This window comes from Bradyrhizobium liaoningense (genome assembly GCF_018130955.1).
GTDB classification, from domain to species: domain Bacteria; phylum Pseudomonadota; class Alphaproteobacteria; order Rhizobiales; family Xanthobacteraceae; genus Bradyrhizobium; species Bradyrhizobium liaoningense_C.
Genome location: NZ_JAFCJM010000017.1, coordinates 68,985 through 93,889 on the forward strand (window position 1 = coordinate 68,985; position 24,905 = coordinate 93,889).

25 protein-coding genes are annotated in these 24,905 nt (G+C 64.5%); 16 read left to right on the forward strand and 9 right to left on the reverse strand.

Going from position 1 to position 24,905, the window contains the following annotated elements; all coding sequences use genetic code 11:
• The first annotated feature begins 13 nt into the window (after nucleotides 1-13).
• The 3 genes from JQ632_RS16730 to JQ632_RS16740 are packed head-to-tail and all read left to right on the forward strand — an operon-like array spanning nucleotide 14 to nucleotide 3,224.
• Nucleotides 14-1,696 (forward strand): hydantoinase B/oxoprolinase family protein, encoded by a 1,683-nt coding sequence (locus tag JQ632_RS16730; RefSeq protein ID WP_212403677.1) that lies wholly within the window; start codon nucleotides 14-16, stop codon nucleotides 1,694-1,696.
• A 7-nt stretch (nucleotides 1,697-1,703) separates the two neighbouring features.
• Entirely contained in the window at nucleotides 1,704-2,507 is an 804-nt protein-coding gene (locus JQ632_RS16735; RefSeq protein ID WP_212403678.1) for an SDR family NAD(P)-dependent oxidoreductase, read from the forward strand.
• A gap of 15 nt (nucleotides 2,508-2,522) precedes the next feature.
• Nucleotides 2,523-3,224, forward strand: coding sequence for an HpcH/HpaI aldolase/citrate lyase family protein (locus tag JQ632_RS16740; protein ID WP_212403679.1), 702 nt, complete (start codon nucleotides 2,523-2,525; stop codon nucleotides 3,222-3,224).
• 101 nt (nucleotides 3,225-3,325) lie between these two features.
• Here the strand turns inward: JQ632_RS16740 and JQ632_RS16745 are convergent, their stop codons facing one another.
• Nucleotides 3,326-4,309 carry a hypothetical protein gene (locus JQ632_RS16745; protein ID WP_212403680.1) on the reverse strand — a complete coding sequence of 328 codons (984 nt, stop codon included), beginning with the start codon at nucleotides 4,307-4,309 and terminating at the stop codon, nucleotides 3,326-3,328.
• Nucleotides 4,310-4,678: 369 nt separating this feature from the next.
• On the opposite strand from JQ632_RS16745, the gene JQ632_RS16750 reads away from it, so the two are divergent.
• The gene (locus JQ632_RS16750; protein WP_409363491.1) at nucleotides 4,679-5,872 is read left to right on the forward strand and encodes an MFS transporter; all 1,194 of its coding nucleotides are present in this window, start codon (nucleotides 4,679-4,681) and stop codon (nucleotides 5,870-5,872) included.
• A 29-nt stretch (nucleotides 5,873-5,901) separates the two neighbouring features.
• On the opposite strand, the gene JQ632_RS16755 is transcribed toward JQ632_RS16750, so the two are convergent.
• Nucleotides 5,902-6,285, reverse strand: a complete 384-nt coding sequence (locus JQ632_RS16755) for a type II toxin-antitoxin system VapC family toxin (RefSeq protein WP_212403681.1) — start codon at nucleotides 6,283-6,285, stop codon at nucleotides 5,902-5,904.
• The gene (locus tag JQ632_RS16760; RefSeq protein WP_212403682.1) at nucleotides 6,282-6,539 is read right to left on the reverse strand and encodes a type II toxin-antitoxin system Phd/YefM family antitoxin; all 258 of its coding nucleotides are present in this window, start codon (nucleotides 6,537-6,539) and stop codon (nucleotides 6,282-6,284) included. Before JQ632_RS16760 ends, JQ632_RS16755 begins: the two co-directional genes overlap by 4 nt.
• A gap of 188 nt (nucleotides 6,540-6,727) precedes the next feature.
• On the opposite strand from JQ632_RS16760, the gene JQ632_RS16765 reads away from it, so the two are divergent.
• The 6 genes from JQ632_RS16765 to JQ632_RS16790 all read left to right on the forward strand — a co-directional run bounded on the left by JQ632_RS16765 (nucleotide 6,728) and on the right by JQ632_RS16790 (nucleotide 13,692).
• Nucleotides 6,728-8,401, forward strand: coding sequence for a hydantoinase B/oxoprolinase family protein (locus JQ632_RS16765; protein ID WP_212403683.1), 1,674 nt, complete (start codon nucleotides 6,728-6,730; stop codon nucleotides 8,399-8,401).
• Entirely contained in the window at nucleotides 8,398-10,452 is a 2,055-nt protein-coding gene (locus JQ632_RS16770; RefSeq protein ID WP_212403684.1) for a hydantoinase/oxoprolinase family protein, read from the forward strand. Before JQ632_RS16765 ends, JQ632_RS16770 begins: the two co-directional genes overlap by 4 nt.
• 134 nt (nucleotides 10,453-10,586) lie before the next feature.
• Nucleotides 10,587-11,816, forward strand: a complete 1,230-nt coding sequence (locus JQ632_RS16775) for a CaiB/BaiF CoA-transferase family protein (RefSeq protein WP_212403685.1) — start codon at nucleotides 10,587-10,589, stop codon at nucleotides 11,814-11,816.
• A gap of 196 nt (nucleotides 11,817-12,012) precedes the next feature.
• Complete coding sequence (locus tag JQ632_RS16780; protein ID WP_212403686.1) at nucleotides 12,013-12,891, forward strand: 3-keto-5-aminohexanoate cleavage protein; 879 nt, start codon at nucleotides 12,013-12,015, stop codon at nucleotides 12,889-12,891.
• 105 nt (nucleotides 12,892-12,996) lie between these two features.
• Nucleotides 12,997-13,212 carry a hypothetical protein gene (locus JQ632_RS16785; protein WP_212403687.1) on the forward strand — a complete coding sequence of 72 codons (216 nt, stop codon included), beginning with the start codon at nucleotides 12,997-12,999 and terminating at the stop codon, nucleotides 13,210-13,212.
• Between the two features lie 87 nt (nucleotides 13,213-13,299).
• Nucleotides 13,300-13,692 (forward strand): RidA family protein, encoded by a 393-nt coding sequence (locus JQ632_RS16790; RefSeq protein ID WP_212403688.1) that lies wholly within the window; start codon nucleotides 13,300-13,302, stop codon nucleotides 13,690-13,692.
• A 13-nt stretch (nucleotides 13,693-13,705) separates the two neighbouring features.
• Here the strand turns inward: JQ632_RS16790 and JQ632_RS16795 are convergent, their stop codons facing one another.
• Nucleotides 13,706-14,398, reverse strand: coding sequence for a TetR/AcrR family transcriptional regulator (locus JQ632_RS16795; RefSeq protein ID WP_212403689.1), 693 nt, complete (start codon nucleotides 14,396-14,398; stop codon nucleotides 13,706-13,708).
• A 221-nt stretch (nucleotides 14,399-14,619) separates the two neighbouring features.
• On the opposite strand from JQ632_RS16795, the gene JQ632_RS16800 reads away from it, so the two are divergent.
• From JQ632_RS16800 to JQ632_RS16810, 3 genes are all read left to right on the forward strand, one after another.
• The gene (locus JQ632_RS16800; protein WP_212403690.1) at nucleotides 14,620-15,855 is read left to right on the forward strand and encodes an acyl-CoA dehydrogenase family protein; all 1,236 of its coding nucleotides are present in this window, start codon (nucleotides 14,620-14,622) and stop codon (nucleotides 15,853-15,855) included.
• A 137-nt stretch (nucleotides 15,856-15,992) separates the two neighbouring features.
• Nucleotides 15,993-17,051 carry a phosphotransferase family protein gene (locus tag JQ632_RS16805; protein WP_212403691.1) on the forward strand — a complete coding sequence of 353 codons (1,059 nt, stop codon included), beginning with the start codon at nucleotides 15,993-15,995 and terminating at the stop codon, nucleotides 17,049-17,051.
• A gap of 160 nt (nucleotides 17,052-17,211) precedes the next feature.
• Nucleotides 17,212-17,616 carry an ACT domain-containing protein gene (locus JQ632_RS16810; RefSeq protein WP_212403735.1) on the forward strand — a complete coding sequence of 135 codons (405 nt, stop codon included), beginning with the start codon at nucleotides 17,212-17,214 and terminating at the stop codon, nucleotides 17,614-17,616.
• 18 nt (nucleotides 17,617-17,634) lie between these two features.
• Here the strand turns inward: JQ632_RS16810 and JQ632_RS16815 are convergent, their stop codons facing one another.
• The 3 genes from JQ632_RS16815 to JQ632_RS16825 form a co-directional block, all read right to left on the reverse strand.
• Nucleotides 17,635-18,189, reverse strand: coding sequence for a hypothetical protein (locus tag JQ632_RS16815; RefSeq protein ID WP_212403692.1), 555 nt, complete (start codon nucleotides 18,187-18,189; stop codon nucleotides 17,635-17,637).
• Between the two features lie 14 nt (nucleotides 18,190-18,203).
• On the reverse strand, nucleotides 18,204-19,706 hold the full coding sequence (locus JQ632_RS16820) for a YadA-like family protein (RefSeq protein WP_249152106.1): 1,503 nt from the start codon (nucleotides 19,704-19,706) through the stop codon (nucleotides 18,204-18,206).
• 213 nt (nucleotides 19,707-19,919) lie between these two features.
• Nucleotides 19,920-20,567, reverse strand: coding sequence for a TetR/AcrR family transcriptional regulator (locus tag JQ632_RS16825; protein WP_212403693.1), 648 nt, complete (start codon nucleotides 20,565-20,567; stop codon nucleotides 19,920-19,922).
• Nucleotides 20,568-20,660: 93 nt separating this feature from the next.
• On the opposite strand from JQ632_RS16825, the gene JQ632_RS16830 reads away from it, so the two are divergent.
• Nucleotides 20,661-21,149: a DUF1772 domain-containing protein gene (locus JQ632_RS16830; protein ID WP_212403694.1), complete on the forward strand. Its 489-nt coding sequence runs from the start codon at nucleotides 20,661-20,663 to the stop codon at nucleotides 21,147-21,149.
• A gap of 100 nt (nucleotides 21,150-21,249) precedes the next feature.
• On the opposite strand, the gene argE is transcribed toward JQ632_RS16830, so the two are convergent.
• Nucleotides 21,250-22,428: an acetylornithine deacetylase gene (argE, locus tag JQ632_RS16835; RefSeq protein ID WP_212403737.1), complete on the reverse strand. Its 1,179-nt coding sequence runs from the start codon at nucleotides 22,426-22,428 to the stop codon at nucleotides 21,250-21,252.
• Nucleotides 22,429-22,447: 19 nt separating this feature from the next.
• Nucleotides 22,448-23,392, reverse strand: a complete 945-nt coding sequence (locus JQ632_RS16840) for a LysR family transcriptional regulator (protein ID WP_212403695.1) — start codon at nucleotides 23,390-23,392, stop codon at nucleotides 22,448-22,450.
• A 153-nt stretch (nucleotides 23,393-23,545) separates the two neighbouring features.
• Here JQ632_RS16840 and JQ632_RS16845 point away from each other — a divergent pair, with 153 nt between their 5' ends.
• The gene (locus tag JQ632_RS16845) at nucleotides 23,546-24,502 is read left to right on the forward strand and encodes an MFS transporter (protein WP_212403696.1); all 957 of its coding nucleotides are present in this window, start codon (nucleotides 23,546-23,548) and stop codon (nucleotides 24,500-24,502) included.
• A 56-nt stretch (nucleotides 24,503-24,558) separates the two neighbouring features.
• Nucleotides 24,559-24,813 (forward strand): hypothetical protein, encoded by a 255-nt coding sequence (locus JQ632_RS16850; protein ID WP_212403697.1) that lies wholly within the window; start codon nucleotides 24,559-24,561, stop codon nucleotides 24,811-24,813.
• Nucleotides 24,814-24,905 lie beyond the last annotated feature (92 nt).

Genomic DNA, 24,905 nt, shown 5'->3' on the forward strand with positions numbered 1-24,905 from the left:
GGACGACGCACCCATGTCCGTGAACGCCGCCGATTTCAACGATCCCATTAATCTCCAGGTGATGTGGAATCGCCTGATCTTCATTGCCGATCAGGCCGACATCGTGCTCGGCCGCACCGCGTTTTCGCCGATCGTGCGCGAGAACCACGACTATGTGACCGTGCTGCTCGACAGCCGCGGCCGCGCGCTTGCGCAATGCACCTGGTCGATCCCGGTGTTCATCACCTCGCTGCCGGTGGCCGCGCAAAAATACTTTCTGCCCAAATTCCCGGTCGAGACCCTGGAAGAAGGCGACGTGCTCGCCACCAATGATCCAGAGATCGGCACCGGGCACCTGCCTGACGTGACGATGATCACGCCGATTTTCAAGAACGGCAAGGTTGTGGCCTATGCCGGCTCGATCGCACATCTGCCCGACATCGGCGGCGCTCCCCTGCATTCGGAAGCCAGCGACATCTTCGAGGAGGGCATTCGCTTCCCGATCGTCAAGCTGCACAAGGCAGGCATACCCAACCAGGACGTGCTCGACGTCATCGCCGCCTCCGTTCGCCTTCCGACCGAGGTGATGGGCGATCTCGAATCCATGGTCGCGGCCAACAATGTCATGGGGCGCGAATTGCTGAAGTTCCTCGACGAGTATGATCTCGACGGTATCGATGGGCTGGCCGACGCGATCCATACGCGATCCGAAGCGCAGACCCGGAGGGCGATCCGGCAATGGCCGAACGGGACCTATACCGCGGAGGTCCTGCTCGACGGCTACGACACCGACGTGACGCTCAAGGCCGCGGTTATCGTGCGCGACGATTCCATCCACGTCGACTATGCCGGGACGTCCGAGCAGGTTCTTCACTCGATCAACTGCCGGACCAACTACCGCTACGCCCATTCGGTCTACGCGCTGAAATGTCTGCTCGACCCGGATACGCCGAACAACGAGGGCTGCATCACCCCGATCACCGACGAGGCGCCGCTCGGCTCCATCCTCAATCCGCAGCAATGGACGGCGGGCAATTCGCGGAACCTGATCGGGCACGTCATCCCGTCGCTGATCTTCAAGGCGTTGGAGGGCGTGGTGCCGGACAAGGTGATGGGCGACAGCGGCGGCGCGCCGATCTGGGCCGCCAACTGCGTCGGCCGGCGCGACGACGGCACGCAATATGGCTCCGTGCAGAATTTTCACGGCGGGCAGGGCGCGCGCGCCGAATTTGACGGTCTCGATACGTTGAGCTTTCCGTCGAATTGCCGGGTCACCGCGATTGAGATGTTCGAGATTACTGTGCCAGCGCTCACCGAATGTAAGGAGCTCATTCCGGGCTCCGGCGGCGCCGGCAAGAGCAGGGGCGGGCTTGGTCAGCGCGTCGTGCTCCGCAATCTCGGGCGCAACCCGATGAACATCTACCTGGCGTCCGAGCGCGTGCGTCATCCGTGCTTCGGTGTCGTCGGCGGCAAGTCCGGCAGTGCCGGCAAGGTGTCCAGGAACGGAGAGCCGCAGTTCCCGAAAGGCAAGGTGGTCCTGAAGACGGGTGACCGACTGGAGGTCGAGACGCCGGGCGGCGGCGGATGGGGACGCACATCCGAGCGTGCGGCAGCCTCGATCGAACTCGATCTTGCCGAGGGGTTGATCACGCCTGCGGCGGCGAGGCAGATTTACGGCTATCAGCGCTCAAGCGTGGCGGCGACTGCTGCGGAATAGGAGCATCATGGGTCTGCTCGATGGAAAGATCGCGCTCGTCACCGGCGCCGGAACGGGGATCGGGCGCGAGACCGCGATCCTGCTCGCCCAAGAGGGCGCAACGGTCGTCCTGACCGGGCGCCGGATCGACCCGCTGCGGGGCGTCGTCGCGGTGATTGAGAAGGCGGGCGGCAAGGCCGTCGCTCGCGCGATGGACGTGGCCGCGCGGGATGCGATCCTGGAGACGGTTGCCTGGGTGAAGAGCAATGTCGGATCGATCGACATCCTCGTCAACAACGCCGGCAGTGCCAGCAAGGTGCTCAACGCCCGCTTCATCAGCGAGGCCGAATGGAACGCCACGGTGAACGTCAATCTCACCGCGGTGTTTAATCTGACCCAGGCCGTGCTGGAGGACATGATTGCGAAGAAGGAAGGCACGGTGATCACCGTGTCGTCGCTCGCCGTCGTCAATCCGAACCTGCTCGGCGGTGCCGCCTACGGCGCGGCCAAGGCGGGCGTGAAGAATTTCATGACCTTCCTGCACAACACCTACCGCAACCAGGGCATCCGCGCGACGACCATCCTGCCCGGCGAGACCGACACCCCGATCATGGACAATCGCGCGCGGCCACCGCTCGAAGGCGAGCGTGCCGTGATGCTCAATCCGCATGACGTGGCGCGCGCGGTCTTGCTCTGCGCCAGCCTGCAAAAGGGCGCCGTAATTCCCGAGTTGCACATCTGCCCGACCTTCATGCGCGACACGTCCGCCGACATCGAGACGGCGCGCTGGGTCGGCGCGCCCGCGGCCCTTGCCGACAAGCCGAAGAGCTAGAGAAGAGGATCTGCCATGAACGGAGCCAAACTGCGCGACCGCCTCGCCAAGGGCGAGGCGGTCACCATGTTCACGCCGCATCATGCGTCATCGGGGCTCGCCGTCCGCCTGGTCGAACTCGGTGCGGATGCCATCTTCGTCGATTGCGAACACGGCACTTGGAGCTTTGACGACGTACGCGTGACCGCGCAGGCGATCCGCGGCGCCGGCGGTGCGGCAATCGTCCGCCCGCATTCGCACGAGCGGCCGCTCCTGATCCGCTATCTCAATGCCGGCGCCGACGGGCTGATGGTGCCGATGGTCGATACGGCCGATCAGGCGCGCGCCATTGTCGATGCCGTGCGCTATGCCTGCCCGGCCGATCACGAGAAGCGGCTCATCATTGCAATGATCGAGACGCCCAGGGCGATTGACGACATCGACTCCTTGCTTGCGGTGGAGGGTATTGATGTTTTCTTCATCGGGCCCGGCGACCTGTCCCAGAATATGGGCTATCCGCCGGCTCCGCCGTTCGGGCAGCCGCGACCGCAGGCCGTGATGGAGCGGGTCGATCTTGCAGTCGGGAAGATCCGTGCCGCTGGCAAGATCGCTGGGACGCTCGTGACATCTGACGAACTACCGTTCTGGCTCGAGCGGGGCGTCAAATATTTCTATATCCATTCGGACCCGTTCCTGCGGATCGGCTTGGCCGGCATCAAAAAATTGCTTGGGCGGTGATTTCAGGGGCTGAACTATCGCTGCTGACTGGAAGAGGCGACGCCCACTGCCTGAAGCCGCGCTTCTTAGCGCCGGGGTGAACGGTTCGGATTCGCGCGCGGTTAGCCGGCGGCGCTGGCAAAAGCGCGCTGGCGCGGCGCCTCCGGCGCATCGACCTCAAAACCCTCGCAAACGATGCGGCCGTCGACCAATTGGAATTCCAGCCGGTCATATTGCGGCATGGTCTCGCCGGGCTTTGGCGGCAGCAGTTTCACAGAGCCCTGGATGCACAGCACGGCCTGTCCGGCGCCATGTGTCCGCGCGTTCCACATCCTGACGCCGGTTTCCTTCCAGCGACGGCGGATCAGCTCTTCACGTTCGGAGAGGCCGCTCGGCTGTGCGACCGGCGTTGCGACCTCGGCGACGACGCTGACGGGCTCGATGACGTCGTCCGGAACGACGGCGAACGCGACGATATCAGTCTCAGCGGGCTGGCTCGCAACGGTCTCGGGCTCAACCGCGAGAAGCGTGGGGGCGTCGGCCTCTGCCGGGACGGGCTGAACGGCGCTGCTCTCGACGATGTCAGTCGCAAGGGAAGTCGCGTCGGCGATCGCCGGTTCGGCGGCTTCGACGGCGACGCTGTCGGTTTCGACCACATCGGCCAGGACGGCGGTTTCAACGATCTCAGTCGCCGCGGGGGCTTGCTCAACCGTGATCGGCGCAATGAGCTCGATCTCGACGATCTCAATCTCAGGCGCGGTTGCCGAAGCAACGTTGTTCTCGACGGTATCCGTGGCGACCGGCTCGACCGCGACCGGAGCGAAGGATTCGACCGCGACGATCTCTGCCTCAGGCGAAATTGCCCGAGTTACGTCACTCTCAACGGTCTCGGCAACAACAGGCTCGACGCCGGCCGAAGCAAACTTGACGGTATCGACCCCGACGGCGGCAGCCTCGACGGTGCGGTTCTCCACGCTGCCGTGCTCGCTGTTGTCCGTCGTGACGGTTTCGACGACGACGGCGTCGATGGCACCAGGGGTGGCCGTCTCGGCTGCAGGAGGGGCAGGTTCGAGACTGTCGACGTTCGAGTCGGGAGTCGCAGCCACCAATTCGCTTGCGACAGGTTCTGTGTTCGTTCGACCGCGAAGCAACGACCTGAACTTTGCGACCGCAAACTCCACGACGGGAATCTGGCGCAACGCCGTCACCAGTCGCGTCAGAACCGGGACTTGTTTGGGTGCGTACTCAGCGTGAGACATCAGTGATTCTCGGTAACCGCAAGAGTTGCCCGGCGCTTGCGGCGCTGTCAAATCGCGCATTTTGCCGCGTGGCGGTTCCAGGCCGCGTATCCCTGTCAACGTCCGATTGCGCGCTCGGCCGGGATAGCCGCATGCCGTGCACGCAATGCGGGATGCGCGCGAAATGGTGTATCGGATGAACGGCGGTCACGCCGGGACCGAGGCGGAATAGCTCGCGTGAAATTTGATAGGAAACTGCTCGGCGTTCTCGCGGTGCTCGCCGTCACCCAGCTCATCGGGTGGGGCACGATCGGTCTTCCGGCTATCGTCAGCCGCGAGATTGCCGCCGATCTGCAAATGAGTCTGTCGGCGGTGTTCGCGGGGACGTCGGTCTTGTACGTGGCGATGGGACTATGCGCGCCCTGGCTCGCCAAGGCGTTCACGCGCCACGGTGCGCGGCGCGTCATGATGGCCGGTACGATCGTTGCCGCTCCGGGCTTTGTTCTCTTGTCCCTTGCCCGGGAGCCAATGCTTTATTTCGTCGCCTGGTCGATCCTCGGTATTGCCGGCAGCGCCACGCTCTCGACCGGCGCCTACATCATGCTGAACGAAGTAGCGGGACGTCAGGCCAAGAGCGCCATCGGCGCGCTCATGTTGGTGACGGGTCTGTCCAGCAGCATCTTCTGGCCGACCACCTCGTTTCTGAATGACCTCGTCGGCTGGCGCGGTACGGCGCTCGTCTTTGCCGCCGTCCTGATCCTCGTCAGTCTGCCCTTGTATATGTTTTTCGTTCCGCGTCGGGGCAGGGTGGTACATGAGGATGCGGCACAGGCGAAGGCTGCCGATGCGTCTCCGATTCCCAGGAGCACCTTCAGCCTGGTGGTCTCCGCGCTCGTCCTCAACGCCTTCGTGCAATTCGGCCTCGGTGCGATCCTCATCGAGCTCCTGAAAGCGGAAGGGCTCTCGCCGGCGGAGGCCGTCGCCTTCGGCTCCATGCTCGGCTTGATCCAGATCAGCGCCCGCGGCATCGACTTTCTCGGCCGCGGCCGGTGGGACGGCATCACCACGGGGATGGTGGCGGGCACCGCGCTGCCCGTCGCGATGCTGATCCTGATGGCGAGCGAGGGCTCGCGCTGGGCGGTCGCTGTCTTCATCCTGCTCTACGGCGCGGGCAGCGGCGCACTCGCGGTCGCACGCGCGACGATCCCGCTCGTCTTCTACGACCAGACCGAATTCGCCAAGGCGATGTCGATGATCGCCTTGCCGCTCAATCTCGCCTCCGCCGTCTCGCCGCCGCTGCTTGCTGGCCTGCTCACCGATACCGGCAGTCGCGGCGTTCTGGCCCTTGCCGTGCTGTGCTCATGCGCGTCGCTGGCAATTTTGGTGCTGCTCGGACGCCGGCGTCCGGCGGTTGCGCCAGCGGCTGCGTGAGACACTTGGCCGCCCGGCAGCAGTTCGGCCTAGATCGCCTTGTCGATGTCTGTTCTTGCAAATTCATTGCCGACATAAAGCAGCGCGCATGCGTGCTCTTTGGCGACGTCGTAGGCGAAGCAGTCGGCAAGGTTGAGACCGGCAGGGTGGATACCCTTGCCCCAGCGCGCATAGGTCCGCGCGACACGTTCAGCGGAGGTTTGCGTCAGTGCAATGACGTTGGCCCCGATGCCGTCGATGAGGTTGGCCATTTCGTCGCCGACGTTGCGGCGCCCAGCTACGATCAGGCTCTCAGCGACGGTGCCGGCTGAGATCAGGATTTCATCAGCAGCTTCCAGCGCCGCCATGCAGGCATCGGCTTGTGGTTCATCGAGCAGGATCGCCATCAGCGCCGACGTGTCGACGGCGATCATTTCGGCAGGCCGTCGTCGTCAAAGAGAAAGTCCTGGCTCCGCGCCGCGCTCGGTCCGGGCGTTGCCTTGGCCGCGCCGGCCTTGCGTACGGCTTCCATGACGGATCGTCGGGTCGCGCGATCTGGCGGAACCTTGACCGGGACGAGCCTCACCGCCGCGTGTCCATGCCGCGTCAGGATGACTTCGTCACCGGCTTCCGCGCGGCGGACGAGCTCGGTCAGTTGTCCCTTGGCATCGGTGACGGAAACCCGCATGTCATTGCCTTTCCTTGGTTTTATATTGGACCATTGAATGATCCATGTCAATCGTTCGGGGCTGCGCGGCCTTTTGGTCGCGGCGATCCAGCCCGGTATTGCGAAAAGCAAATCCCTGCATGCCCAGTGCGCCATTCGCATCGGACGAGCGCTCGCTTAGTGTGCATCAAACGCGATTCCGAGGCCCCATGACTTCCCCCGCCGTCGATCCCATCACCCGCTCCGTGGTCCAGCACCGGTTGAGCTCGATCGTCACGGAAATGGGCGAGGCGATGCTGCGCACCTCCTATTCGCAGATCCTCAACTCCAGCCGCGATTTCTCGCTTGCCGTGTGCGACGTCGATGCGCGGCTGATCGCGCAGGCCGACCACATTCCCGTTCATGTCGGCGCGCTGCCATGGGCGACACGCGCGGTCGAGGAGCGCTTTAAGGACGTCGTGCCGGGCGACGTCATCCTGATGAACGACCCCTATCACGGTGGCAGCCATCTGCCTGACGTGACCGTGTTCGTGCCGATCTTTGCAGGCGCGCGGCGGCTGTTCTGGAGCATTGTGCGCGCGCATCAGAGCGACATCGGCGGCGCCACCCACGGCGCCTACAATCCGGATGCGACCGAGATCTGGCAGGAAGGCATCCGCATCCCGCCAATTAAGCTCTACGAGGCCGGGCGCGTGCGCGACGACATTTTGGACATGCTGGCGCTCAACACGCGTAATGCGCATGATTTTCACGGCGACCTTGCCGCCATGATCGGCGCGGCGCATCTTGGCGAACGGCGGATGGCAAAGCTATTTGCTGAGATGGGCGCTGACGTCGTCGAGGCCGCGGTCGAGGCCGTGCTTGACGCCGCCGAGCAGCAGGCCCGCGCTGTCGTGGCGACGTGGAAAGACGGCACCTTCTATGGCGAGGCGTTCCTCGATGACGACGGCCGCGATCGCAGGGATATCCGCATCGCGGCAAAAGTGACGAAACGCGGCAGCGACATCGAGGTCGATCTCTCCGACTCCGATCCGCAGGCCCAGAGCTTCGTCAACTCCTCGCATGCCAACATGCACGCAGCCGTGGTGATGGCGTTCGCCTATCTCATCGATCCCGACACGCCGAAAAACTCCGGCGCGCTGCGGCCGCTGAAAGTGGTGGCGAAGCAGGGCACCATCGTCTGGGCGGATCCGGGCTTGCCGGTGACGCTCTGCACCAGTCACCCCTCCAACGAAATCGTCGAAGCCGTGATCAAGGCGCTCGCCGGCTCCTGTCCCGACCGCGTCATGGCCGGCTGGGGCCGCAGATTCCGGATCGCCGTGAAGGGCGAGAACCCGCGCACCGGCCGCGGCTTCATCTGGCATCTCTTTCACGCCCGTCCCGGCGGCGGCGCTTCGCCCGGCGGCGACGGCTGGTCCTCGATCGGCGAATGGCACTCGGTCGGCGGGTTGAAGTTCGGCAGCATCGAGGTGGCCGAGGCGCGCTTTCCGCTGCACTTCCGCCGCCATGAGTTTCTCGAAAATTCCGGCGGCGACGGCCAGTATCGCGGCGGCCTCGGTGTCGCGCTCGACCTCGTGTTCGAGACCGAGAAGCCGGCGCTCGGCAACACCGCGGGCGAGGGTATCAGGCACGGCTCGGCCGGCATGCTCGGCGGCAAGGATTCCAGGCCGCACCATTATCGCCTGCTGTCGCAGGGCAAGGCGCCGCGCGAATTGCGCACCAAGGAGACCGGCATCGAGATCATGCCCGGCGATTGCCTGGAGGTGCGCTCGGCCGGTGGAGGCGGTTTTGGTCCGCCGGAGAAGCGTGCGCCGGAAGCGCGCGAGCGCGACCGGCTGCAGGGCCTGGTGACTGACGATGCAGTGAAGGGAATGTCGCGTTGAGCAAGTTGATCATCGGCGTCGACGTCGGCGGCACCTTCACCGATCTCGTCGCCATCGACGCGGCCGGCCGCACGACCTTTGCAAAGTCGCCGTCCACGCCGCAGGACCAGTCGATCGGCGTCATGGCAGGCCTCGACGAGCTCGCGCGCCGGCTTGGTCTTGCCACGGCCAACATGCTGGCGCAGACCCAGCGCCTCGTGCACGGAACGACGGTTGCGACCAATGCGCTCCTGGAGCGCAAGGGCGCAAAGGTCGCGCTGCTCACCACCGAAGGCCATCGCGACGTGCTGGAGATGCGCGAGGGCCTCAAGCCCAACCGTTACGATCTGCGCTCGCCGCCGCCCGAGCCACTGGTGCCGCGCGAGCTGCGTTTTGGCGTACGCGAACGGCTGAAGCCGAATGGCGAGGTGATGACGCCGCTCGACGAAAAATCCCTCGATGACGCAATTGCCGCGATCCGCGGCGCCGGCGTCACGTCGGTGGCGATCTGCTTCCTGCATTCCTATCGCAACGCCACGCATGAGATCGCCGCTGCGGAGCGGATCTCGCGCGAACTGCCCGATGTCAGCGTGTCGCATTCCAGCGACGTGCTACCGCAGATCAAGGAATATGAGCGCGTCTCGACCACGGTCGTGAACGCCTATGTCGGCCCGATCGTGCGGCGCTATCTGACCCGTCTCGAAGAGCGGCTGCGCGAGGCCGGTCTTGCGGGATCGCTCTTCATCATCCTCTCCCATGGGGGCATGGCGCCGGTCGAGGAGGCCGCGCGGCTTGCGGCGGCGACCGTGCTGTCGGGCCCGGCCGGCGGCATGGCCGGCTGCCGGCGTTGCGGCGAGATGCTCGGGCTTCCCGATCTCGTCGCCTTCGACATGGGCGGCACCTCGACCGACATCTCCTTGATCACTGATGGAGCGATGTCGCTTTCCGCCGACGGCGGGCTTGCGGGCCAGCGCATCGCGCTGCGCTCGCTCGATATCGCCAGCATCGCCGCCGGCGGCGGCTCGATCGCGTCCGTCGATGCCGGCGGCATCTTCCGCGTCGGTCCGGAGAGCGCGGGCGCGATGCCCGGACCGGCCAGCTACGGCAATGGCGGCGAGGCGCCGACCGTCACCGACGCCAACGTCATCCTCGGCTATCTCGACGCAAAGGCCTTCATGGGCGGACGCCGTCCGCTCGACACTGCTGCGGCGGAAGCCGCGGTCGACCGCGTCGCGGCCACCCTTGGCATCGATCGCACGCAGGCCGCGACCGGCATCTTCCGCCTGGTGAACCTCAAGATGGCCGATGGCATCCGGCTCATGACCTTGCGCCGTGGCGTCGATCCCCGCCGCTTTGCGCTGCTGAGTTTCGGCGGCGCTGCGGGCCTGCATGCCGCCGAGGTCGCGCGCGAGCTCGACATCGTCAGAGTCATCGTGCCGACCACCGCCTCGGTGCTGTCTGCCTGGGGCATGCTGACGAGCGATGTGCGCTATGAAGCGAGCCGCACCCATTTCGAAACCGGCGCGCGCACCACGGCGGCGGAGATCCGCGACATTTTTGCGGGCCTCGAGACGCGCACCGTGGAGCGCCTCAAGAGCTGGTTCGACGGCCCCGTCGCCATCGAGCGCTCCGCCGAGATGCGCTATGGCGAGCAGATCTTTGAGATCGACGTTCCCCTCAGCGACGTGAACCTCAATTCCGAGAACCTGATTGCCGAGATCGAGGATCGCTTCCACCGCCGCCACGAGGAGCTCTACACCTATTCCTCGCGCGACCAGGAGGTCGTGTTCGTCAACGCCCGCGTCGCGGCGATCGGCAGCGTCTCGGCCGGTGAGGTGACGGAGAAGCAGGGCAGCTCTGCTGCCCCGATCAAGCCGCGGTCGAAACGGCAGGCCTTCCTCGGCGCCTGGCTGGACGTCGCAGTCTACGCGCTCGACGACCTCCAGCCCGGCGAGACGCTGCAAGGCCCCGCCATCATCGAGGCCGAGACCACCACCGTCGTGATCAACGCCGGCGACCATCTGACGGTGAATGGCCTCGGCTGGCTGGATATTCATGTGGCGCGGAAATAGGGCCTCCCGTGCGGGGAGGCGGATAGCCGCATGACACCAGTGCAGGGCTCGCCGTCCCAAAATAGTGTATCCGCAGGAGGCGTGGTGCGGGATCGGCCCCGCCGCGCCAACATCAGTTCCCGGAGGAAACCTTCATGTCGGCCCTGCCGCTCTCAGGCATCAAGATCCTTGATCTCACGCGCGTGCTCGCCGGGCCGTTGTCGGCCCAGATGCTGGGCGACCTCGGCGCGGAGGTGATCAAGATCGAGCGGCCCGGCACCGGCGACGACGCGCGCGCCTTCGGCCCGCCTTACCTCAGCGATCCCGAGGGCAAGGCGAACAACAACAACTCCTTCTACCTCTGCGCCAACCGCAACAAGAAGTCGGTCACCGTCAATATCGCCAAGCCCGAAGGGCAGGAGATCATCCGCGAGCTCGCCAAGGGCGTCGACGTCTTCATGGAGAACTACAAGGTCGGCGACCTCAAGCGCTACGGGCTCGATTACGAGACCATCAAGAAGATCAATCCCGGCATCATCTATTGCTCGGTGACCGGCTTCGGCCAGACTGGCCCATATGCGCCGCGCGCCGGCTACGACGCCATCCTGCAGGCGATGGGCGGCCTGATGAGCGTCACCGGCCACATGGACGGCGAGCCGGGCGAGGGCCCGATGAAGGTCGGCCCCTCCATCGTCGATTACATGACCGGCATGAACACCTCGATCGGGATTCTCTCGGCCCTCTACCATCGCGACGCCAATGGCGGCGTCGGGCAGCATCTCGACGTCTGCCTGTTCGACACCGTGATTGCCTCGCTCAGCCACTGGCTCCAGATCTACCTCGTCAACGGCGTGACCCCGCCGCGGCGCGGCACCTGGGGCAATGGCGGCATGCCGGCCGGCGTGTTCCGTTGCACCGACGGCGAATTGATGCTGGTGGTCGGCAATGACGGCCAGTTCCAGCGCACCTGCGCGGTGCTCGGCGAGCCCGAGCTCGCCAACGACAAGCGCTTCCTCAAGAACAATGACCGCGTCGTGCACGGCAAGGAGATCATGGCGATTTTTGCCGGCCTGTTCCTCAAGAAGCCAGTCGCGTACTGGCTGGACAAGCTGGAGGAGGCCGGCGTGCCGTCAGGCCCGATCAACAATTTCGAGCAGGTCTTTAGCGATCCCCACGTCCAGTCGCGCGGCATGCGGGTGAAGACCAGGCACAAGTTCGAGCCGGATCTGTCGCTGATCCGCAACGCGCTGACCTTCTCGGAAACCCCCATCACCGACTATCGCGCCCCGCCGCTGCTGGGGGAGCACACCCAGGAGGTGCTTGGCACCGGCCTCGGCTATGATGCCGACAAGATCGAGACGCTGAAGAAGCAGGGTGTCATTTAGCGTGGTGTTACCCTTGTGGGAGAGGGTGGCTCGCCGCCTAGCGGCGAGACGGGTGAGGGGTTTTATCCGCGTGCGACACTGCCAGTGAGCTCGCGGATAAAACCCCTCATCCGGCGCTTCGCGCCACCTTCTCCTACAAGGGGAGAAGGGCAGAGGCCACCACTCGTGGCGTGCGTTACATTGGGGACAACACCGCATGACATCAGGCAAAACCATCATCACCTGCGCCATCACCGGCAACCTGACAAAGCCCGAGCAGTCGCGATATCTCCCCATCACCCCGGAGCAGATCGCAACCTCCGCGCTGGAGGCGGCGGAGGCCGGCGCTGCGATCGTCCACATCCACGTGCGCGATCCCGCCACCGGTCGTCCCTCGATGGCAATCGACCTCTATCGCGAGGTGATGGAAAAGATCCGCGCCCGCAACAAATCGCTCATCATCAACCTGACGACGGGGCCGGGCGGGCGGTTCGTGCCCTCGCATGAAGATCCCAAGATCGCAGGCCCCGGCACCACCCTGATGCAACCGGAGAAGCGCGTCGAGCATATCGAGCTGTTGAAACCCGACATCTGCACGCTCGATCTCAACACCATGAATTCCGGCGGCGAGGTCGTGATCAATACGCCGCGCAACGTCCGCATCATGGCCGAGCGGATGAAGGCGGCCGGCGTGCTGCCGGAGATCGAGCTGTTCGACTCGGGCGACTGCCACCTTGCGCGCGATCTCTTCAATGACGGCACGCTGAATGGGCCGGGCCTGTTCTCGCTGGTGCTCGGCGTCAAATATGGGTTTTCCGCGACGCCGGAGACGATGTTCTACGCCCGCGGCCTGCTGCCGCCGGGCGCGATCTGGTCCGGTTTCGGCATCGGCCGCGCCGAGTTCCCGATGGTGGCGCAGGCCTTCCTGCTCGGCGGCCACGTTCGCGTCGGCATGGAGGACAATCTCTATATGTCCAAAGGCGTGCTGGCGAAGACCAATGCGGAACTGGTCGCGCATGCGGCCGGCATTTTGAAGAGCCTCGGCGCCAGCATCGCTTCGGCCGACGAGGCGCGCGCGATGCTTAAGCTTGTGTAAAGTTTGCCAGCGACACCTCGTCCGTAGTCGCCCCATCTTTCGCATTGCGTGCGACTCTGGTTCGATCTTCGAACTGGCGCATCAGCGTTCGGGGGAAACAAAAGAATGTCCTATACGATCGGGTTTCAGGCGAAGAACCAGAAGGCGATCCTGGCGACCGAGGCCGCGACGGCCAATCAGGCGGTCGCAATCATCGCCGCGCTGCAAAAGAGCGCCAACGAAATCGAATTCATCCGCTCCCCCCAGGAAGGCGACATGGGCATCGAGATGCTCCTCCTGCTGGCCAAGGAAGAAGCTGAGGAGATGCCCCAGGGGGCGTAACCCCACACTTCGATCGGAAGCGAAGCATGCCGGCTACATAATAATGTAGTCAGGCGTCACTCTCGCTCGAACCGAAGGTGGCCACCCATGAAACGCGAAGCGCTCCGCGTCGAACCGATCTCGTCCTTTCTCGACCGCCGGAAGGCGCCGACCTCGCCGGTGACGCGCGCCGGCAGCATGATCTTTGTTGCGGGGTTGCCGCCCTTCGACCCCGAGACGAGCGAGATCGCGGAGGCGCCGATCGAGCGGCAGAGCGAGCTGATCATGGAGCAGATGAAGCTGTGCCTGGAGACGGCGGGCGCGAGCCTCGACAATGTCATGAAGTGCAACGTGTACTGCACGTCGACAAGGCACTTCGCCGCGTTCAACGCGGTCTATGCGCGCTATTTCCCGACTGACCCGCCGGCGCGGATCTTCGTCTGCACGCCGGAATGGTTCGGCCCCTTCGACGTCGAGATCGATTGCATCGCAATGATGTGAGCCGGCGCCGGCCTCAAAAATCCTCGCGCGTCAGGCGTCCGTGCAGCACTGCGGGCCGCGCGGGCGGCGCCTTGCTTTTCGCCTTGCCCGCGGTCAGCGCCATCACCGACACCGATACCACGCGGTCGATAATCCCCTGGACATCATCGAGATCGCATTGACCGTCTGACAGCTTGGTCAGCCGCTCGCTCTCACGGATGGTGTGGTGCGCCATGGCGAGCGCGAAGTGCAGGCCCCAGTAGATCTCCTCATCGCTGCGATCGGGCAGTGCGCGCCGCATCGCGGCGGCGAACTTGCGCAAATGGTCGATCTCGCGGTTCTTGATGCGGCGGATCGGCGGCACGGATTCAATCGAGGCGCGGATCATGAAGCGCGCCGCGGTGGACCGCTGGTTCGCGGGGCCGAGGCAGCCGTGCAGGGTCGGGCCGACGAGGGCGCGCAGGATCACGTCGATCGGCGCGCGGCCGCCGCCTTGTTCTTCCGCCGCCTTGAGCTCGGCCAGGCGCTCGCGATTGAGCGCGATGCTTCGCGTCACGAACAGTTCGGCGATCAATTCGTCCTTCGAACCGAAATGGTAATTCACGGCCGCGAGGTTGACGTTCGCCTCAGCAACGATGTCGCGCAACGTCACGTCGCCAAAACCGCGGTCGGCATAGAGCCGTTCGGCGGCGGCGAGAATGGCAGACCTCGTATGATCGCTCGCCATGGGGACCTCGAGAGCGGGGAGTTGCAATTCAAACAGTTGTATGAAACTATCGTTTGAAGGCCGGGAAAAGTCAATCCGCAACAGCGAACCAGTCGCAACTGCGACACGGTTCCTTAGGGCCAGCCCGCAGGCAACACGATTGCGGGCCTGACCATGCGGGAGGACAGTCCGGCGCAAAAGATTGTTCGGCCAAGAAACGGCCAAGAAACGAGGAGCGTCCCATGGACTTCGATATGTCGCCCAAGCAGAAGGAATGGCTCGATCGCGTGCAGTCCTTCATGACCAAGCACGTGCGCCCGGCGGTTCCGATCTACAAGCAGCAGGACGAGAGCGGCGAGCGCTGGAAGGTCATCCCGATCCTCGAAGACCTCAAGAAGAAGGCGAAGGCCGAAGGCCTCTGGAACATGTTCATGCCGCCGTCCGAGCATGAGGACGACGAATTCCGCGGCGCGGGATTGACCAATCTGGAATACGCGCTGCTCTCGGAGCAGATGGGTCACATCGCCTGGGCCTCGGAAGTCTTCAACTGCTCGGCGCCCGACACCGGCAACATGGAAGTGCTGATCCGCTACGGCAACAAGGAGCAGAAGCGCAAATGGCTGCGTCCGCTGATGGACGGCGAGATCCGCTCCGCCTTCCTGATGACGGAACCGGCGGTCGCGTCCTCCGACGCCACCAACATCGAGACCCGCATCGAGCGCGACGGCGACCACTACGTCATCAATGGCCGCAAATGGTGGTCATCCGGCGTCGGCGATCCCCGCTGCAAGATCGCGATCCTGATGGGCAAGACCGATCTCAACGCCGCAAAGCATCAGCAGCAGTCGCAGATCCTGGTTCCGCTCGACACGCCCGGCATCAAGGTCGAGAAGATGCTGCCGGTGTTCGGCTTCGATGACGCGCCGCACGGCCACGCCCAGGTGCTGCTCGAGAACGTGCGCGTGCCGAAGGAAAACATCCTGTTAGGGGAGGGCCGCGGCTTCGAGATCGCGCAGGGCCGTCTCGGTCCGGGCCGCATCCATCACTGCATGCGCACCATCGGCAAGGCCGAGGAAGCGCTGGAGAAGATGGTCAAGCGGCTGATGTCGCGCACCGCCTTCGGCAAGAAGATCGTCGAGCACAGCGTGTGGGAGCAGCGCATCGGCGAAGCCCGCACCAACATCGAGATGACGCGCCTGCTGTGTCTCAAGGCCGCCGACATGATGGACAAGGTCGGCAACAAGACCGCGCAGGCCGAAATCGCCATGATCAAGGTCGCAGCTCCGAACATGGCGCTGAAGATCATCGACGAGGCGATCCAGGCGTATGGCGGCGCCGGCGTCTCCGACGAAGCTGGTCTTGCCAAGGACTATGCCGGCATCCGCACGCTGCGTCTCGCCGACGGTCCGGACGAGGTGCATAATCGCGCCATTGCCAGACTTGAAATCCGGAAGTATGCCAACTCTCCAAAGCATTAAAAGTGAGGAGCGCTAGAGCGCTCTCCACCGTCATTCCGGGGCGATGCGAAAGCATCGAACCCGGAATCTCGAGATTCCGGGTCTGGTGCTGACGCACCATCCCGGAATGACGGACAACAAAAAGAGGGAGCGTCACCGTGGCTGACGGCGTCAGGAAAGACGAAGAGTTCTCGGGCACCAAGCCCGTCGAGGAGCGGCATCGCTTCGACGAGCTGCGGCTTGAGGCCTGGATGCGCGAGAACGTCGAAGATTTCGAGGGGCCGCTGATTGTCCTGCAATTCAAGGGCGGCCAGTCCAATCCGACCTACCGGCTCAACACGCCGAACCGTTCCTATGTGATGCGCCGAAAGCCGTTCGGCAAATTGCTGCCCTCGGCGCATGCGGTCGATCGCGAATACCGCGTCATCGCAGCCCTTGGAAAACAGGGCTTTCCGGTCGCAAAGGCCTACGCGCTCTGCCAGGACGACAGCATTATCGGAGCGGCCTTCTACATCATGTCGATGGAAGAGGGCCGGGTGTTCTGGGATCCGACGCTGCCGAGCCAGACGCCGGATGCGCGGCGAAAAATCTTCACCAGCAAGATCGAGACGCTCGCCCACCTGCACATGTTCGATCCGACCGCGATCGGCCTTGGCGATTTCGGCAAGCCCGGCAATTATTTCGCGCGCCAGATCGACCGCTGGACCAAGCAGTATCGGGCGTCCGAGACCCAGCACATTCCGGAGTTCGAGAAGGTCGCCGAATGGCTGCCGCGCACGGTGCCGGAACAGGCGCGCATCTCGATCGTCCACGGCGACTATCGCCTCGACAACATGATTTTCCACGCGACGGAACCGCGCGTGCAGGCGGTGCTGGACTGGGAGCTGTCGACGCTCGGCGACCCCATGGCCGATTTCACCTACCTCTTGATGCAGTGGATCATGCCGGGCCTCGAGGGCGTCGACCTCAAGGCGCTCAACATCCCGAGCCTGGAAGAGGCGGCGCACATCTATTGCAACGTCACCAAGATGAGCGTTCCCGACCTCAACTGGTATTTTTCCTACAATCTCTTCCGCCTCGCCGGCATCACCCAAGGCATCGCCGGCCGCGTCCGCGACGGCACCGCTGCCAACGCCAAGGCCATGGAGTCGGCCAAGCGCACCGTGCCGCTGTCGCTGGCGTCATGGGAATACGCGCAGAAGGCGGGCGCGGTTTAAGACAGACAGGCGCGGTTCGAATGAGCCGCGCTTTTTCTCTTGTAGGGTGGGCAAAGGCGTGTAGCGCCGTGCCCACCGCTTCTGCGGAAGCATACGCGGTGGGCACGCTTCGCTTTGCCCACCCTACAAGGCTACGGAGCCGCAATCTCGTGTGTGGATGATGTCAGGCGAAACCAACCTTCAGACCTTGCTGCAAGACATGCAGCCCGAGATTCAGGCGGGCACCTTCGTCTTCGCAACTCTGCCTGACGACAGAATCCCCGACGCAATCAAGCTGCTGCTGACCTTCCGCGAGCGCGAAGGAACGACGCTGGTAATGCGGCGCGAGGATGCCGACAGCATCGGCCTGGCCTGGCAATTCGCCTCACGCCTGATCACGCTCAACGTTCATTCGTCGCTCGACGCGGTCGGCTTTCTGGCCGCGGTCACGGCGCGGCTTGCGGATGCCGGCATCAGCGTCAACGCCGTGTCGGCGTTCTACCACGATCATCTGTTCGTGCCGGCCGACCGCGCCGATGAAGCGCTCGCGCTGTTACAAGGCATGTCCGGTCCGGACGTGCGATAGGTCAGGGCCGCGGCGCGCTCATTGCTTGGCGGGCGCCGCGACGCCCTTCTTGGCGTTGGCCGGTGCGGCGGCCGCGGCCGTCTCCGGCGGCGCCGGTGGCGTTGCGACCGAGAGGCCGAACAGCCGCCACTGATTGCCGACGTTCTGGAAGGTCAGGTCGAAATTGATCTGCAGCGGACGCGTCGGGAAATAGCCCGTGAGCCGCAGCATCTTGTTCGGATCGAGAAAGGGCGGCGTCGAGAGCTGCGGGGCTGCGAGTGCGACCGAGAACAGGTCGAAGTTGCGCCGCCGCAGATCGGTGAAGCCGATCGCGAGGTCCGCAGCATTGTTCTTGGCCTGGAAGTCCGGCGCTGCGAGGTCGCGCAGCACCGAGTAGTTTCCGGTGCGGTTGGCGTCGTTCAGCGTCAACAAGGTCGAGCGGATCAGGTACAGCGCCTGCTCCACGCTGACGGGAAGCTGCGGTTGTTGCGGCTGCTGCGGCTGTGTGGCGGACGGCTTTGCGTCCTCGGCAACGACCGGGCCGGCGACCGTCAGGATCAAGGCGAGGCTGGCGGCGAACTTCCGAACGGACATTGCGGTGTCCCGGCCTACCAGCCCAGGCGCAGGCCGACCCGCGCGCCGTAGAGGTTCTGGTTGGCGCCATAGGCCACGCCGCCGTTGAGCTGCACGTGATCGGCGATGCGCGCCGCGGCGTTGAAGGCAAGCCCGTTGCTGCTCTGGAAATTGCCCCAGTTCGCCGTCACCGCGAACCGCTCGTTGGGCATCAGGGTCGGCACGCCCGCCATCGCAAAGGCCATCGCCACGCCGTTGGTGGCCTTGCTGGTGCGCGTGTTGAGATCGTCGAGCCGGGCGTTGATCGCGGTGACGTCGCCGGCGGAGGCGAGCCCGAGGCCTGCCAGCGTCGTCGTCGCGAGATTGCCGGCGCCGTCAGACGTCACGAGTTGCGTGGTGCCGGATTGCGCCGCCTTGCTCGCCGCGGAGGTGATGCCGCTCATCGTGTAGGTGCTGGTGGCGGCGCCGACCGCGACCTGGTTGGTGCGCGTCGTCGCCGCGCCGCTGCCAATGGCGGTGGAGTTGGCGAAATTGGCGCTGGCACCGGTGCCGAGCGCAATCGCGTTGGCGCCGGTGACCAATGTGCCCTGGCCGATCGCGACCGCATTGGCGCCGCTGACGGTGCTGTTGTTGCCCATCACCACGACGTTGGTGGCGTTGACGGCATTGCCGCTGCCGAACACGGAGGAGCCGGCGGCGCTCGAGGTGCCCGCAATCGTATTGTTCGAGCCGACGAGCTGAATGTTGTCGCCGTTGCCGGCGACATTGGGCCCGTTCACGGTGTTGTTGTCGCCGAGCACGAAACTGTTGTTGCCGTTGACGGTGTTGGGATCACCGATGGCGAACGTGCCGTTGCCGTTGACGATCTGCCCGGTGCCGAACGCGCCGCTGTTGTTGCCGACGATGCTGTTGAGCGAGCCGACGGACGTGCTGTTGCTGCCGTTAGCGAAACTGTAAGTGCCGAAGGCCGCGCTCTGGCTGCCATACGCCTGCGCGTTATAGCCGAACGCCGAGCTGTCGGTGCCCGTCGCCCGCGATTGATTGCCCACCGCGGTGTTGTGCGCATTGTTGCCGGTGGCGTTGGCTTGATAACCGATCGCTATATTGCTGCTGTTGTTGCCGTTGGCGAAGGAGTTCATCCCCATCGCAACGTTGGAGCTGCTGTTGCCATAGGCCCGCGCGTTCCCGCCTGTTGCGGTATTGAAACTGGAGTCCCCATGCGCGTCAGCGGCGTAACCAGTCGCGACGTTGACGGTGCTTCCGGAGGAGCTGCTGGCATTGGAGCTTGAGCCAATTGCAGTGTTGAAGGTAGCGCCGCCCAAACCGAACGCATTGGCGCCGGGGCCGCAGGCCACGTCGGATATGTTCGTCGCAGTGGCGGCACCGTCCGGGACGGTCACGTTGCCGCCGGACACTGCGTAGCTGCCGGCTTGACCGCACAAGAATTGCGCTGCCGCGTGGCGCGGGGCGAGCACGACGCAGATCGCCAGGAGGTTCATCGTGAAGACCCATGCCGTCCGGCGCTTTGCGAAATTCATAGCTCGCGATTCCCCTGTGCCCGCCGGGTCGGCCCGCGCGGACAAGCGGCAGGTGCACCCGTGAAATTGCGCACCAGTTGTGTTTCTGGAACGTTTCTAACTGTATTTGGAGCGGGGGAGTCGATCTATTGCGTCTACGCAACACAAGGAAAATAATCCGCTGGCTGGGTTGGGCGCGGTATTTGGTACCGCCTCCTAGGCACCACGAGACGATCAATCCACCCCCGACAAATCCTTCGGCAGCAACGCCTTGAACAGCGTGAGCATCCGCCGTGCCTCCGCGGGCGGCAACATGATCGCCTGACGGACTGCGGCTGCAATCAGCACCATCGCCAGCTCGGCGAAACTGGTGAGTGCCGCGGCCGGCGTCTTCGGCGCGACGCGCTGCAGGGCCTCGCGGAGCAGACCGGCGAGACAGGCGACGTCGTCCTGGTCGATCCTCTGTAAGGCGCGATCGGCCTGCGTCGCCTGCCAGATGTGGTGCATGGTCGGGTGCTCGCGGAACATCTGCACATAGCCGTCGGTGATCCGGCACAGGGCAGGGTGGAGGTCGGACAACTTCTTCATGTCGGCGAGGTCGCGTCGCACGCAGTCGCGCCCGATCGCATTGTAGCGCTCGGCCAGCGTTCCGATGATCGCGCTCTTGTCGGGAAAATATTGATACAGCGAGCCGAACGCGATGCCGGTGCGTTCGACGATATCGCTCATCCGGAAGGCGTCGCTGCCCTTTTCGGTGATCACTTCAGCCGCACAGGCGAGGATGCGGTCGAAGCGCTCGCGGCTTCGCTCCTGGGTCGGAACGAGTGCCGCCCGGCCCGCCGGCGCGCGGGCGGTTTCCTTGGCTCTGCGACGTCCGGCCATTGGTTCCTCATTGGAAATGGGTTGACGACAGGAATAAGAGAGTTTATCGCATTTATCAAATGCGAGAAGTTATCGTATTCTGGAGATGTCTTTATGCGCCAGCTTCTCACGACGGGCCTGCTCTGGTTTTCGGCGATCGGCTGTGGCCTCATCGCCGGGCTCTATTTTGCCTTCTCGACCTTCATCATGACCGCGCTTGGCCGTATCGATCAGGCCGCTGGCATCGCCGCGATGAACGGTATCAATGTCGAGATCGTGCGCTCGCTGTTCATGCCGTTCTTTCTCGGCACGACGCTGTCGTGTGCCGTGCTCGTGGTGATGGGCCTGTTACGCCCAGGCGAGCCGGGCGCGGTCGCGATGATCGTAGGCGGCGGTGCCTACGTGATCGGAATGTTCGTCGTGACCGTGGTGTTCAATGTGCCGCTGAACAACGCGCTCGCCGCGGTCCAGCCGTCGAGCCCCGAGGCGGCGTCCTTGTGGTCCGTCTATCTCAAGGACTGGACCTTCTGGAACCACGTGCGCACGATCGCCTCGCTCGGCGCTTCCGTGCTGTTCATCGCGGTGCTGGCAGGCACCTTGTAGGGTGGGCAAAGGCGCTCTTGCGCCGTGCCCACCGCTTCTGCGGAAGCACACGCGGTGGGCACGCTTTCGCTTTGCCCACCCTGCGCACCGGGCATCGGGGCTACGTCTCCGTCGTCGCGCAATGCGCGATCAATCCCGCGACGAACTCGCCGCACTTCAACAGCTCCGACATCTCCACGAACTCGTCCGGCGTGTGCGCCTGCGCGATCGAGCCGGGACCGACCACTACCGACGGCACGCTCGCCATGCTGACGAACAGGCTTGCCTCGGTGCCGAAGGCGACTTTTGCGTGGTCGTTGCGTCCCGCGAGCTTTTTCGCGAGCGTGACGATGGTATCGCCGGCCGGCGTGTCGAGGGCGGGATAGTCGAGGATTTCTTCGAATTCGATGCCGCAATCCGGATGCCGCTTCTTCATCGCCGGCTCGATCTCGGCTTTGGCCCAGGCGACGATGGCATCCGTCACCTCGCGGGATTCCGTGATGCCGATGCCGCGGCATTCGAACTCGACGGTGCAGGTATCGGGCACGATGTTGAGCGCGGCGCCGCCATGCACGATCGAGGTGAGCAACGTCGAGTGCGGAACGTCGTAGAGGCTGTTCGCTTGCGTCTTTGCGGCCAGCGCGTCGGCGCGGCGGCGGATCTCCGTGATCAGCTCGGCGGCATATTCGATGGCGTTGACGCCGTCGGGCGCGATCGAGGAGTGCTTTGCAAGGCCCCGGAACGTCGCGCGCACGCCATGCTTGCCCTTGTGGCCGATGATGACCTTCATCTCGGTCGGTTCGCCGACGAAGCAGCCGAGCGGCTTTATCGGCTTGCGGTCGACCTCGCGCAGCATCGGACGCACGCCGACGCAGCCGATCTCCTCGTCGTAGGAGATCGCGAGATGAATCGGCGTCTTGAGTCTTGCATCTAACATCTCCGGCACCATGGCGAGGCACACGGCGACAAAACCCTTCATGTCGGTGGTGCCGCGGCCGTAGAGCCGGCCGTCGCGCTCGACCAGCTTGAACGGATCATGCGTCCAGGTCTGGCCCGCGACCGGCACGACGTCGGTATGCCCCGACAAAACAAGCCCGCCGCGGTCGTCGGGGCCGATCGTCACCCAGAGCGAGGCCTTCTGGCCGGTTTCGTCGACGATCCGCTGCCCGCTGATGCCGAGGGAGGCGAGATAGGTCTCGATGTAGGCGATCAAAGCCAGGTTGGAACGATCGCTGACCGTATCGAAGGCAACGAGGTCGGCGAGCAGTTTGCGGATGTGGTCGGGTCTCGGACTTGGCAATGTTGGGCTTGGCATCAGTTTACTCGATAGGTTGGGAGAAGGGGCTTTCCGGCTGTTCGGTCCGGATGAAGTTGGCGAGTGAGCGCGCGGCCGGTGTCAACGATCCGCGCGCGGGAACGGCAACGGCGGTCTCGAGCGTCATCTTGAGATCCAGCGGGCGGAACACCATGGACTTTTCCGGACGCAGTTCCAGCGGAAAGGGATTGAGGATCGCAACGCCAAGACCGGCGCGGACCATCTCGACGACAAAGGTCGAGGTCGACGCTTCCGCGACGATCGTGGGTTCGGACCTGACCGCTGCAAAGGCGGCGTCGAGCTTGTTGCGCAGCGGAAAGCGGCGGCTCAGCGCGATCATGCGCTCGCCGACCAGATCGCCGATCGCAAGCTCGGGGCGCGCGGCGAGCCGGTGTCCCCGCTGCAGGAGCACGTGCGGCCGCGCGCGCCTGAAGATTTCTAGTCGCACGCCGTCGTGCGACGTGGCCTGATCCACCAGCGCGAGTTCGGCGCTGCCGTCGGCAACCGCGCCGAGGCAGTCCGTCGACTTGCCGACCTCCATGTGAACGCGCGTGCCCGGCTCGCGCGCGATGAAGCGTGCCAAGAGTGGCGCGAGGAAAAGATTGGCCAGCGTCGGTGGTGCGGCAACGCGGATCGCGGTGGCACCGTCGCTGCGCGGCGCTGCAAGCTGATCGAGCAGATCGAACACGACGGCGGCACGCGCTTCCAGCGCAAGTGCCTCCGCTGTTGGCGCGAGGCGTCCGTTGCGCCGTGCGAACAGCGGCTGTCCGAGCCGCGCTTCCAGGCTGGCGATCGCGCGCGATACCGACGGCTGCGAGACACCGAGTTGACGCGCCGCTTGCGTCGTCTTGCCCGTCGCAATCATCGCCCGCAGCGCTTCAATCTCGCGCAGCGAGGGACGAAGCTTGCCGTCATCGCCGATCTCAGTGGTGTTGGTTTTTCTATTCATTCGCTGCATAGAAATTTGAAAAGGAAATAAATATTTGCATAGCATGATCCTGCGTGCAAGCTTTTTGCCCCACGAAGAACCGAGGCCGCGCGGCGCGGCTGCGGGAACTGCCAGCGAACGGGGGACAGCGTGAGCGCAATTGCGGAACGTGGGATGACGAATGAACGAAAGTCGGTGGGCCGCGCGGCCGTGGCCGCGACCGTCGGCAACATGCTCGAATGGTACGACTTCACGATCTACGCCGCGTTCGCGGTGCCGATCTCGAAGGCGTTCTTTCCCGCCGACAGCGAGGTGGTGTCGCTGCTGATCGGCTTCGTGACTTTCGGCATCGGCTTCGTCGCGCGCCCCTTCGGCGCGATCGTACTCGGCAGTTTTGCCGATCGGCGCGGTCGCCGCGACGCGCTGAGCCTGACCATCCTGCTGATGGCGCTCGGCACCGGGATCATCGCGCTGTGTCCGGGCTATGATCGCATCGGGCTTGCGGCGCCGGTCATCATTCTGCTCGCCCGCATCATCCAGGGCTTTTCGGCGGGCGGCGAGATCCGTGGTGCGGTCTCGACGCTGGTCGAGCATGCACCTCCCGCACGCCGCGGCTTCTATGCGTCGTTCCAGCAGATGTCGCAGGGCGGCTCGACCATGCTGTCCGGCCTCGTTGCACTCACCATTTCGCTGGCACTTCCTGCTTCCGCCGTCACCGAATGGGGTTGGCGTCTTGCCTTCGTCGTCGGGCTCCTGATCGCACCGGTCGGCCTCTACATCCGTCGCGAGCTCGAGGACGCGCCGCTGTTCAAGGCGTCCGATCATGCGACGGAGGCGCCGTTCCGCTCCGTCCTACGCGACCATTGGCGGACGGTGCTGACCGGCATGCTGGTGGTCATGCTGTGGACGGTCGCGCAATATATCGCGAATTATTTCCCGACCTTTGCGGCGCGTGAGCTGAAAGTGCCTCTGTCCCAGTCTTATCTCGGTCCGCTTACGGTCGGCACGGTTCTCCTGTTCTGTCCGCTGGTCGGTGCGCTGGCCGATCGCTTTCGGCGTCAGCGCGTGATGGTCGTCGGCGCCGCCGGGCTTGCGATGGTTGCCTATCCTATCCGGCATTCGCTTACCTGATCGCGTCGCCGACGCCGGAACGCCTGATATCGAGCCAGATCGCAGTCGCGGTCTTCATGCTGATCTATACGGCGCCGGCATCGGCCGTACTGGCCGAGCTGTTCCCGACGAAGGTGCGTGCTACCGGCATTTCCCTCACCTACAGCCTCGGCGTTGCGATCTTCGGCGGCTTCACGCCAGCAATCATCACCGCGCTGGTCAACTGGACTGGACGGCCGATTGCGGTGGCGTTCTATCTGGTGGGCGCGGCGTTGATCAGCCTGCTGACGGTGCTGACGCTGCGGGACCGGACCGGCGAGGTGTTGTCGTAAGCCGCCCGGTCACGCGTCGGCGAAACGCGGGTCGAGAGCCGTGTTTCGCCCGCGCCGCAATGATCCGGGAAAAAGTGTTTGCTTGCAGATGG